Origin of the sequence: Epilithonimonas tenax DSM 16811, assembly GCF_000428485.1 — a bacterium.
Classification (GTDB): domain Bacteria; phylum Bacteroidota; class Bacteroidia; order Flavobacteriales; family Weeksellaceae; genus Epilithonimonas; species Epilithonimonas tenax.
Genome location: NZ_AUAA01000062.1, coordinates 1 through 12660, shown reverse-complemented (window position 1 = coordinate 12660; position 12660 = coordinate 1). Strand labels below are relative to the sequence as shown.

Sequence of the window (12660 nt, the reverse complement as noted above, 5' to 3'; positions counted from 1 at the left end):
GAAACAACCAAAAAAATTATCAAAAACAAAAATATATTTTCAGAAAATCGAGAAAAAGAATAGAGACATTATTCTCTCAGCTTTGTGACCAATTTAAAATCAGAAACAACTACGCAAAATCATTTGAAGGTTTTAAAACAAGGATATTGAGCAAAATAACAGCATTAACTTTCATTCAATTTGTAAATGTTTTTGTATTTAATAGAAAAATGAATAATATTAAAATTGCATTAGTTTGATAATGCACTACGAGTATTGTTATATTTGTATTATTAATTAACCTAAACACATTAATTAATAAAAAACACAAATGAGCTCTTACACAAAGGGGAAAAAAAGCCATGGATATCTTGTATCTCGGTTAAAAAAACCGATTACAATGATAATCCTTCTCTTTCTTTTATTTCCGAATCCCTTATCTGCGGGTTCGACAGATAGTTCTGTTGTTCAAAATGATCAAGATGCTGTTATACAATTATACTCTGGCGCTTCAATTATTGGAACAGAAGAAGTACATCAGGCAAAGATTATTCATATCCCTCATTCTTCTGGAAATAAAATTGCTGGAGTTGGATTAAAAAAATCGCAAAATACTAAAGCTAAAAAATTAGCTAAACTTCCCTTAAGAAAAGCCAATATCTCTAAAAAAGCAAAGTCGGATACAAAAGTCTATGATCCACTTTCTACTGACTCTCCTAATACCGTATTGATTTTAAAAAAATCAAATCCAAGTGTATCTAGCAACACCTTACAGCATTTTTCAAAATTTGAAAATCCTGAGATATACACACTGGTAGACAACAAAAACTACCTCTCTCAGAACTCCATCTTTTATTACAGCCAAGAAAGAAATCCGGTTGGGTTCAATCAAATCTATACAGTGAGGCCTCCTCCTTTTTCCTAGTTTTATCGCTGTTTTAGCAGGTTTTTTCTTGCTTTAGCAAAATCTATGTGCAAATGATTTTTAGTCAACTTTAAACAAATTGACATTAATCTTATTTACTAAATAAGACCAGCAAGGTCATCACTCATTAAAATTTTAAAACTATGAAAAAGAATATATTATTCATCTCTTTATTAACTTCTGCAACTTTATTTTCACAAGTAGGCATTAATACTGATACTCCCAAAGCAACTTTAGACGTCGTAGGATTCCCAGCAGACACCTCTAAACTAGATGGAGTTATAGCTCCAAGAATTACAGGCAATCTATTGCGTCTAAAAACATATACAGCGGCGCAAAATGGAGCCATTGTATATGTGACAGCCGCAGACTCATCTCCAGCGGGACAAACCATTAATGTGAAAAGCATTGGTTACTACTTCTTTGACTCCATAACAATGACATGGCTGAAATTGGCCGTACAAGAGAGCACTTTCCAGCTATTTGAGGCGTTTTTTAAGGAAGCTACTGCGCCTGTAGATACGCCAGCTGGAACGAGTGATAATACCAATTTGGGACTCTCAATCACTGCGACAATTCCTGCGAATTCTACTATAAAGGTGATATTGAACTACAGCGTTCCTATGGGTACTTACCCTATTGGAGCAACTACTGGTGGTAGCGATCCAAATGATAATGTAAATGGCTATTTTGGGATTCGTTTTTTGAAAAATGGAACAGAAGTACAAGCCGGTTCTCGAAAAAATATAGTTCCATTTGGAAGTGCAGGCACCAATATGAATACCGTTGGTGCTAATTATGTCGAAGAAATTACAAATTCGACATCATCACCTACAGTAGTCACTTATACTCTAAATGGATATGTTGAAGGTACTTTAACAGCAACCCGTTTCAATATGTGGGCTTCATCTGGCGCAAATTTTAACTGGGGGAAAGGTACAATATCAGTAACTACTTTTATAAAGCGCAATTAATGATTTACACTCATAGTTGAAAAATAATTTTAAATCAATTATTTACTACACATTAACCCATTGTGGATTTTGCAGTTACCGTCAATTGTTTAATAATCAACGTTTTTATATTTCTTTTTTTTTATAAAACACCATTGATTATCTTAAAAATCTAATTGACTATAAAAACGTTGTCTTTACTAGCGATAAACATCGCAAGTCTATGCAAAGGTTTATAAAAAATACCGTCATTAAGCTAAACAAAACCGTTACACTTAGTTTCGAAAGACTATACTTCAAAATTCACAGTGGGTTACAAAATTCAAAAAAAAGAAAAAACACAATACACAATGAAAAACAATTTTTTATTCCTATTTGCCTTTTTGCTCATTGGCATAGGCACAAACAACTTACAAGCCCAAGACTCCGATGGAGATGGCATTGCAAATAACCTCGATCTCGATGATGACAACGATGGGATTTTAGACACTGTAGAATGTCCGTCAACTTATGTAGTGAGACCGGTTCTTTCATCTTCGGTTACAGCCAATAAACTAATTACCTACGGGACTGCTTCGCAAATTATAGACGGAGAAGGTGCAGGCGGAACGCTAGAAGGTCCTGCTCCATATTGGTACACCGATGTATCTAACCTCCCGATAGCTTTCAGTATGAATATGCAATCTTCCTCTACAATAGATCATATTAAACTATATGCTCCGTGGGGATTCGATGAGTGGATCGGTAATTTTAGAGTTGAACTGTATAATTCTAGCAATACACTCTTGGGAACTGAGAATCTTACCACTCCCGATCAATACATAGGTAATCCTATCTTTAGTTTCTCAACAGAATATACAAATGTGACAAGGATTCGGTTTACTATTCTTTCTAGCCAAGGGTACAGCATTGTGGATCCTCCTAGAGCTTCTTTAAAAGAGATTGTATTTTTAGATTTACAACAAAACTGTGATACTGATGGCGATGGCATTCCGAATCATTTAGACTTAGATTCAGATAACGATGGCTGTCCGGATGCTATAGAAGGAGGCGCAAGTTTAACATCTGCCAATCTTGTTAGCTCTTCAATGCCGGGAGGTAACTCTGGTGCTACAAGTGGTTCTTTCAATCAGCCTATTACTCAAAATTTAGGAAATATGGTCAATACAACCTCAACTTCTACAAGTTATGGGGTGCCTACTGTTGCAGGTTCCGGACAGACTTTAGGAACTTCTAAAAGTGCGAATCCTGTTTTACTGGCAGGAACTGCAGGAGCAAATCAAACCATAACTTCAGGAAGTACACCAACAGCACTTTCATTAACAGGAGCAACCCGAAGTATCCAATGGCAAGTTTCAACTGATAATCTGACATTTACCAACGTTTCAGGAGCAACAAACGCAACTTACGCTCCCGGATCTTTAACGATTACAAGATATTACAGAGCAATTGTTACAAGCGTAGGTGGATGTACCGCGATAAGCAATACAGTAACAATAAATGTAAATAATCCTTGTTTAAGTTCTGCAACCAACCCAGATTCAGACGGTGATGGTATATCTGATTATTGTGATCTTGATGATGACAACGATGGGATTTTAGATACGGCAGAATGTACGGCTACTGATGATGAATTCCTTTCGTATACAAATACTGGTGACTATCTAGCGGATATTGAAACTGGTGGAACCAATATACTATCAACAAATCCTAGTACCGCTGGGGCTGGCTTAACTCGAATTATTTCGTTACCAAACAATTATATGGAGTTATCTGGGATTGCCGCTACCACAGAAGCTCAAGCAATTACCAATAACGAATATGTAGAATATTCTTTTACAACAAATTCTAAATCTAGTTTTCTCAATAACATTGGATACTATAGTACTAATTATATATCTACTGGAGAAGATACGCAATATCATTTCTCGGCAAAAATATCCAATAATAACTTTAGCACAAGCACCAATATACTCAATGATACAAATTATGATGCTAGCACAGGTACATTTATAGTTCCTCTTGCTAATGGTGCATATTTGCTATCACCAAACACCACATATAAAGTGAGAGTGTATTTTTATGCAGTAAACGGAGGCGCATCAGCAACTATTGCTCACGATGATTTTAATTTACGTGGTTTTGTAGAATGTGATACCGACGGAGACGGAATTCCCAATAGGTTAGACTTAGACTCTGACAACGATGGTTGCGTTGATGCTTTCGAGGGTGACGAAAATGTTACGAATGTTCAACTAACAACAGCAAGTGGAACTGTAACCGTAGGAATAGGTTCTACAGCAAGTAATCAAAACTTAGGAAATTCGGTAGACGCAAACGGAGTTCCGACTCTTGTAAATTCTGGTGGTGCTGCAGATGTAGATGGCGACCAAGGACAAGGCATCGGAAGTTCAACTGATGCTACAGTAAATAATTGTTTCTGCTACAAACCAGCAACTGTAGACGCAGGCAATACCTACCCTACCAAACACGGGATCACGGCACTAGGAAGAGCAGGAGCAGATAACGAAAACTGGCCAATGGTAAGACAAAGTGCCTGGACGGTTTTAGAATCAAAAGAAAAAGGATTCGTTGTAAACAGAGTAAATAATACAGCAGATCTAGTAAACATTACCAACCCTGTAGAGGGAATGATGGTGTATGACAACCAGGCAAATTGCTTAAAAATCTACACCCTAAAATCTGGCGATACCTTAATGGGATGGCATTGTTTCACCACACCAGCTTGTCCTGATTAATCATTTTAAAATAAAAATTGGGGCGGAGAAAGATTTAAACCAATCAAACCGCCTCAATACTTTAAAAATTAACGACTTAAAAAAACAACAAAATGAATAAATTAATTTTAACAATAGCCTTATTCAGCTCTACAGTAGCAATGGCACAAATCGCCATCGGTAAAAGTACGATTAGCAATATACAGCCTGCCAATACGGTACCCAACCCGAGTATCTCCTTAGAATTTTATGATAACGCAGACAACACAAAAGGTTTGGTTTTACCTTGGGCATCAACTGTTCTAGACCAACCTTTACCATACAACGCAACCACAGAAGAAGGCTACCGAGGAATGCAGGGAGCGGTAGTTGATGGCACTATCATTTTAGACCTTTCCGACAAAAAAGTAAAATACAGAAGAAATAATGCTTGGTCGTCTTTAACAGGAGCTTTACCTCTTAGAGTTGGAGCAACAACTTACAACACTTTCAACGCAATAGACAGCTCATTGCAAGACAATAAAAAAGAAAGCGCAACTGCAAAAGCAGCGATAGGAACTAATGGAGCAACCGATACAACTCCAGGAATCTTGGTACTTACAGATTCTGATAAAGCAATGGTACTGCCTAAAGTAGCAAGTCCACATTTAAACATCAAAAACCCAACGCCCGGAATGATGGCTTATGACACCACAAAAAAACAACTTGCTGTTTACAATGGAACCGTTTGGAGCTTTTGGAAACCTTAGTAAAAAATAAATTTTTCTGATTGTCCGCAATCCGTCATCATTGAAAACCTTTTGTATTCTTTGCTAAGTTTGCGCCTTTACCAATAATTTTAAAAAATTGTAATGGAATCGTTGAATTTTCATTTGCGAGCCTTAAAAATGGATAGTAGGTAAAAACTTTGTGAAGTTTACATTAGACATTGACGTTATGATTAATAACGGACAAGCAAATAAGTTTTCAAAGAAACCTACCAAAAAAAATTTAATAAACAAAAAGTGACAGAACGCGGGATAGAAATATGCCGCTTCTGTCACTTTTTCAATAGTTCTGAGAATGAACTTTAAAAACGCATCAGCACAAAACCCAGTAAACCAAACCCTTATTAAAGCAATTCAACTTTCGTATCACGACTTATTCCCAGCATTTAATCTTGCGCAGTTTCCGAATCTATGACATAAACAAGAAATTAAACAAACAATTCATATCATTTGAACAGCAAAAATACATTACACCTCTTTGTTCTATAATATGACGTTTTTTATTTTCGTATTGAAACCCGACTGGAGCGTTCGCATCAGGCACCTAACAAAGCTGAGAGAGCACTACAGTATCATATAATTATGCCAACTGAAGGAATCATTCTTCCACTACATTACACCAATGAACTAACCCTTCATTGCAACAGTCTTTGGACTATTTTGATTTAATCATCTGATAAATTGCACATTTTTTTTAAAATCCGGCTACGTAGAAAACAGGATTTCTGCGATTCGATTTGAGACAGGACCCATTTTTTCTTGTGTTTTCATAAAGTAAATCTCTGAGATTCACCAAAAGTCTCTTTCGGACGACACGATGTTGAATATTTTAAATTTCGAAACTACGCTTCATTTATTTCATTAACCAATCATAAAAATCTCCTTTTTGATGTCTCCTAAAAACAAAAAAGACTGCTAATCAATGATTAACAGTCATATTTTGTACCCCAGACGGGTATTTTTAACGAAAGCAACAGAAAAAGAAAACAAATAAAACACTGATTTTCAGCACAAATATAATGATTATTTTCTAATGTTATCTTATATTTGCATTGCACACATTGCATATACATTGCACGAAAAAATATTAAGATGGCAGTAACACTTCACAAAAGAACCCTTAAAAGTGGCAACACTCAATTTTATCTATCTGTCTATATAGATGGTCAGCAAAATCTTGAAACTCTATTCACAACTAAGCCTAATGACTTGAAAGAAAAGAAAAAACTAGCTGAAGCGATAAGGGCTGAAAGAGAGCTTGAAGTTTTAGCTAAAGGGACAAAATATGTCCCCAGGCACAAAAAGAAGATTGCATTATTTGAATACTTTGAGCATTACGCTACTAATTATGATAAAAAGGATATAAGGATGATAGAGGGTGTTATTTCTAAGTTCAAACTATTCTTACCTGATAAGAAAATTTTGATAATGGATCTTACGGAAAGTCATTTTTTAAAATTTATTGATTATCTGAATAATAAGTGCGGCTTCAGCGGGGAAACACCACATTCGTATTGGAAACGATTTAAGAAAATTATTCTTCAAGCCAATAGAGATGGTTATATTGATGATATTGTGTATAAAAATGTAAGATTTAAAAAGAAAGGGGATTATAGCGAAACAAAATTGACAAAACAGGTGCTGATAGAATCAGAAATTTCTGTTCTACAAAATACTTACTGTGGTAATCCTGAAATTAAGAGAGCTTTTTTATTCGCCTGCTATTCTGGTTTGGGTTTGGCGGAATGTAAGATTTTAAAGTGGAACAATATTATAAATGACAGGCTTATCATCAATAGAGAGAAGACAGGAACAGAAATTAATTTGTCGCTAAGCAAGGCAGCTTTAGACCTTTTGGGGGAAAGAAAGGATTTTAAAGATTTAATTTTTGATTTGAAACATAACGGGAAATTTATTTCAGAGGTTAGTATTAATAAGACTCTTAATAATTGGCTGAAAAAAGCAGAAATTGAGAAAAAAATATCATTTTACTGCGGAAGACATACATTTGCAACAAGACTATTGATAAAGGGTGCAAACCTTAAAACAGTATCTGATGCGCTAGCTCACAAGACGACAGCAAACACCATCAAATATTTGAATTATGTAAATAGTTTGAAAGATGATGCAACAAGCAATCTATAACCTTTAGGAAAGAAAATAGTAGAATAAACATAATTAGCAGCTTTATGACCACTGGTAATCAATTAGAAAAAAATATAAAAATCCTACAACAATATGTCAATGATAGTATTGACAAGAAATATCAAACTTATTCATACTCCTATTCTGTCAAGTATAGTTATCTCACCGAAGAGCAGAAAAAACCTGTTACAGAAATCGAAATTGAGGAATTTTCTAACAAACTTACGTTGTTTGTTAGAGACAACTCTCTTTTAAAACAAATCATTCACGAGATTGAGAGTTCTCATTTTCTTTGGGAAGGCAGCTTTATAGAATGTTTATCCCATGAAGAAAAGAGAAAATATGCTGAGTTTGATTCTTCTTCTTTCAAGGTGCTTGAATTTATTAAAAACCCTTCATCGTATGATGATGAATTACCACATTTATCACAAATTATTGATTATGTCGTATGCATTCGATATTTGAAATATTTAAAAAGTCTAATTAAACCTGAGAAGACTAAAAATCATAAAGATTCATCATTTATAAAACCACACTATAAGGGAGATTACAAAGCCAAGGAAGAAAACAAAGAACAAAATTTTGGAGCTAATTTTGAAGATTGGCAAATAGAAATTCTTACGCAGTGTATAAATGAAGCAAGGATTTTTTCAAACCCTATAACTACGGAAACGATGAACGATATATTTTCTTGTACGCTGAAATTTCCATTAATTGTTGCCAATGGTAGAAATAAACTCCTCGCCTATTTCTTTATTTCACTAGACGACCGTAGTCTTATCGTAAAAAACTGGCAATCACTCTGCACCAGAAAAAGGCTATTCCAATCCTACAAACACACACCTTTGGTACAGAACCACTTTTCTTCGGCAGTTAATCAATGCAGGGAAAACCCACCCAAAGATTGTCATATCATTGACAAATACATCAAACAACTGAAAAAAGATTGAGAATAGGTTAAGACCTCAATCATTCTCAATCACGTTCCTCATTTTTCCATTTTACATTTGCCTCGTCGACATAACAACAGGGCAGCGCTGCTCTATTTATTAATGTATAAAATAACGTAAAATGGAAAAATCCTTAGAAGAAAGAATTTCCGAAATAGAAAAAAATCTATTCGTTCAAAAAAATGTACTCAGCTTTGAAGAAGCAAGCAAATTTCTAAACCTTTCAAAAAGCTACCTGTATAAACTCACATCAGGAGGTCAGATTCCTCATTACAAACCACAAGGCAAGATTCTTTACTTTGATAAAGAAGAACTTGAAAACTGGTTACGACAAAATCCAGTGCGATCAAAAAAGGAAATTGAAGATATGGCAACCTCTTTTATTGCATTTTCGAACAAACAAAACCGAAAATAGATGATGCAAACGGAGAAGGAATCCATTCTCTCCTCTGTTGAATCTGTCAGTTCTTGGAAAGATGCAAGACTACTAATCACTGATTACTTTGAATCCCCTCCGGTCATCATTCAAATAGATGATTCTATCATTGGAACTCTAGGAAATTTCAGTGCTTCTACCGGAAAGGCAAAGAGTAAAAAAACTTTCAATATCTGCGCAATTGTTTCCGCAGCTTTAACAAATAGCACTATTTTAAACTATACCGCTTCCTTGCCAGCAGGGAAAAACAAAATCCTTTTTGTAGATACAGAACAGAGTAAATTTCACTGCAAGCGTGTATTAAGCAGAATAATACAGCTTGCAGGGTTATCTCTGGATCAGCATCCGGAAAATCTGGAATTTTTAAGTCTTCGGGGATACGCCACAAAAGAACGGTTGAAAAAAATAGAAGAAGCTATTTATGAAATTGAGGAACTCGGCTTGGTAATTATTGACGGAATTCGTGATTTGGCTCATGATATCAACAGTCCTGGAGAATCGACGGATCTTATTACAAAACTGATGCAATGGACAGATCAAAGGAAAATTCATATTCACACCGTATTGCACTTGAATAAAGGAGACGATAACACCCGAGGACATTTGGGCACAGAGCTTAACAATAAAGCAGAAACGATATTACAAATCACAAAAAATGAATTTGATAAGAACATCAGTTCTGTAATAGCTATGCATATTCGTGATAAGGATTTTGAACCATTTGCATTTATGATAAATCCTGATGGATTACCGACACTGGTTGAAGATTACCAACATCAGCAGACGGGAAATAATAAAGGGTTTGATTATGCCGAGGTCAGCGAAGATAAGCATCGGGAAGCATTAAAACTGTTGTTTTCAGAAGCCGCTTTGGTTTCGTATTCTTCTCTCATTGGAAAACTTCAAAATAGCTATGCCTCAATAGGACATAGCTTCGGAATCAATAAAGCAAAAAAACTGAAAACTTTTCTCGAAAACAAAAAGATGATTCTCAAAGAAGACAAGTTTTACAAGTTTAATCAAGCTTTCTACTATTGATACCCTAAAAAGCGGTTTAGTTTAGAACAGGTGTATATATAAGTAAACCATACTAAACCAGTTTAAGGGTTTAAACCAAAACATAGACCATTAAACCAAACAGTCCCGCAATTCTTTGCGGGTGAAAGAAAAAAAATCTGAAAAAATGAATGCAAAAGAGATAAATAAAATTTCAATAAAAAATTACCTCGCAGAATTAAATGTACATCCGGCGAAAGACCGAGGATATTATGGACTTTATTACTCTCCCTTCAGAGATGACCATAATGCAAGTATGAAAGTCGACTTCGAAAAAAATTTATGGATGGATTATGGTGCCGGCATTGGAGGAACACTCATTGATCTTGTAATGCAGATGGAAAAATGTGATGTCGGAAAAGCAATATCCCTATTTCAACAGAAAGAGATAATTAATAAGACCGAAAATTTTTCTTTTCACGGTAGAAATATAATTAAGCCCGAACAAAACTCAGCATTTATCATCCAAAACATACAAGAGATCAAGAGCCCTGCTCTTATTGATTATCTTCTGGAACGTGGCATCAATGTCAACATAGCAAAACAACATTGTCAGGAGATAAGCTATTTGGTTGATGGCAAATATTATTTTGCAATTGGTTTTCAGAATGATATTCACGGATATGAATTGCGTAACAAATACTTTAAGGGCTGTACTTCAAAAGCACCCAGCTATAATGACGTTGGCAGCAATATTTGTAAAATTTTTGAGGGATTTACAGACTACCTCTCTTACTTGACGCTTAAAAAAACTTTTCACTTAGAACAAAATGTTGTGGTTCTCAACTCTGTTTCTAACATAGAAAAAACAAAACCCTTCATTACTTCCCACGAGAAAGTTATTGCGTATCTGGACAATGATGAGGCAGGATATAAAGCCACTTCGTATTTAAAGTCGTTTTGTAAGAACCTGATTGATGAGTCGTCGTATTATGAAAACTATAATGATCTGAATGATTATTTAAAAAGCAATCAGAAGAATACCCTAAAGAATGCCCCTGATAATAATTTAAAATCAGAGCAGGCAAATAGTTACAGAAGAAAAAGGTGACGGTTGAAAGGCTGGCTTTTGATAAAAAGCCATAGCTTATTAGGGCTTTTTCTTAACGCTTCGTTGCACTTCACTAAAAAAGCCCCAATAAGCCAAGGGGGAAATCCCCCTTTGGAAACCCCCAAATTATTTAACAATTAGATTTAAGAGAAATGTCATATACCGTTTTACATTTAGAAAAAGCTAAAGGCAATGACTCCGGAATGTCAGCTCATATTGAAAGAACCGTCCATCCGAAAAATGCAGATGCTTCAAGAAGTCATCTCAATAAAGAAATGATTGTCTATCCTGAAGGAATCAAAAACAGGACTTCGTCAATACAATATAGGTTAGACAATGCCAATTTGAAAAGAAAGATAGGAACCAATCAAGTAAGAGCCATTCGTATTATGTTGTCCGGAACTAATGAAACGATGAAAGCAATTGAGAAAAATAAACAATTGGACAATTGGTGTACAGATAATTTGGATTGGCTGAAAGAAACATTTGGAGAAGAAAACCTAGTTTCAGCAGTATTGCATATGGATGAAAAGACACCCCATATTCACGCTACTATTGTCCCTATTGTTTCCGGAGAAAGAAGAAAGGCAAAAAAAGAAAACAACCCTCAAAACTATAGAAAGAAAAGCCCTAATGGTAACCGTCTTTGTGCCGACGATGTGATGGCAAGAAACAGATTGAAACACTATCAAAACACCTACGCTTCAGCAATGGCAAAATACGGATTAAGAAGAGGGATTGAAGGATCGGAAGCAAAACATATTTCCACAGCGGAGTATTACCGAAATCTACATCTACAAAATCAGCAGTTGGAGCAGGAAAAAAACAGTAAGCAATCAGAACTGAAAGCAATTGAGAAAAATATATCCTCAAAAAAAGTGATTGAGAATTTCACTAATGTTTTGACAGGTTCTAAAACAAAGAAACTGGAACAGGAAAATGAGCAGATGAAAAAGGAAATGAATAATCTTAAAACCCTTAAAGATAGAGAAAAGGGGGAATTGCAGGAATCGGTTTCAAACCTGGAAAACACTTTAGAGAAACAAAGTAAAATTTTTGATAAACTGATGCAATATCATCCTGACATCAAGAGTTCCCTTCCAATTGTTTTGGATTGTGAGAAGATGCGATTATCCCAAATAATTATAAAAAACTTGCTGGAAAAACAAGAAATCCACATCAAAGGGGAAATTTATTCCTCAAGGCATTTTAAAAGCTTCAAAGTCGAAAATCTTAAACTAAGCATTGAATATGACCAAAAAGAGAATAGTAAAATATTGAAAATTGACGATGTCCAAAGTCAGAAATGGTTAGAAGAAAAATATAAGGAAAGTTTGAAAAATAATTTTTTAAGAAATGAAGAAATAAACAACAGGAAAATGAGGCGATAGCTTATTTAGGATCAATTCCAAAACTTGGGGAGAAAGATAAAAATTAATAATTTTGAAGGATGTTAAATGATGTCGAACTCCTTAAATTATTTTTACCGGAACTTCTCATTGAGTATTTTGAGATTGTAAAATTTGAAGAAGAAAACCAAATCCTGCACATCTATTTTGAAGAGAAAAATACTGCTCCGAAAGAGTTTTCTTCTCTGCTATTACAGTCAAAAGGTTTTGTTCCGGAAATAACCGTTGATGATTTTCCTCTGCGTGGAAAA

Annotated in this window: 12 protein-coding genes; all 12 read left to right on the top strand. The window is 34.9% G+C overall.

Features of this window, described 5'->3' with window-relative positions:
• Positions 1-239, top strand: a 239-nt coding sequence (locus F564_RS0116585) for a transposase (protein ID WP_028123598.1), incomplete at its 5' end; no start/stop codon positions are given.
• Between the two features lie 71 nt (positions 240-310).
• Positions 311-904, top strand: coding sequence for a hypothetical protein (locus F564_RS0116580; RefSeq protein ID WP_154656907.1), 594 nt, complete (start codon positions 311-313; stop codon positions 902-904).
• 143 nt (positions 905-1047) lie between these two features.
• A complete protein-coding gene (locus F564_RS0116575; protein ID WP_028123596.1) occupies positions 1048-1878 on the top strand; it encodes a hypothetical protein in 831 nt (276 codons plus the stop codon).
• Between the two features lie 329 nt (positions 1879-2207).
• Positions 2208-4616, top strand: a complete 2409-nt coding sequence (locus tag F564_RS0116570) for an autotransporter outer membrane beta-barrel domain-containing protein (protein WP_154656906.1) — start codon at positions 2208-2210, stop codon at positions 4614-4616.
• A 92-nt stretch (positions 4617-4708) separates the two neighbouring features.
• The gene (locus F564_RS0116565; RefSeq protein ID WP_028123594.1) at positions 4709-5344 is read left to right on the top strand and encodes a hypothetical protein; all 636 of its coding nucleotides are present in this window, start codon (positions 4709-4711) and stop codon (positions 5342-5344) included.
• Between the two features lie 1110 nt (positions 5345-6454).
• Positions 6455-7507 (top strand): site-specific integrase, encoded by a 1053-nt coding sequence (locus F564_RS0116560; RefSeq protein ID WP_028123593.1) that lies wholly within the window; start codon positions 6455-6457, stop codon positions 7505-7507.
• 44 nt (positions 7508-7551) lie between these two features.
• Complete coding sequence (locus F564_RS0116555; RefSeq protein ID WP_028123592.1) at positions 7552-8457, top strand: hypothetical protein; 906 nt, start codon at positions 7552-7554, stop codon at positions 8455-8457.
• Positions 8458-8578: 121 nt separating this feature from the next.
• Complete coding sequence (locus F564_RS0116550) at positions 8579-8872, top strand: helix-turn-helix domain-containing protein (protein ID WP_028123591.1); 294 nt, start codon at positions 8579-8581, stop codon at positions 8870-8872.
• A complete protein-coding gene (locus F564_RS0116545) occupies positions 8873-9931 on the top strand; it encodes an AAA family ATPase (RefSeq protein WP_161625948.1) in 1059 nt (352 codons plus the stop codon).
• 145 nt (positions 9932-10076) lie between these two features.
• On the top strand, positions 10077-11000 hold the full coding sequence (locus F564_RS0116540; protein ID WP_028123589.1) for a toprim domain-containing protein: 924 nt from the start codon (positions 10077-10079) through the stop codon (positions 10998-11000).
• A gap of 152 nt (positions 11001-11152) precedes the next feature.
• Positions 11153-12391: a MobV family relaxase gene (gene mobV / locus F564_RS0116535; RefSeq protein WP_028123588.1), complete on the top strand. Its 1239-nt coding sequence runs from the start codon at positions 11153-11155 to the stop codon at positions 12389-12391.
• Between the two features lie 59 nt (positions 12392-12450).
• On the top strand, positions 12451-12660 hold a 210-nt coding region (locus F564_RS0116530; RefSeq protein WP_028122752.1), incomplete at its 3' end, for an ISAon1 family transposase N-terminal region protein.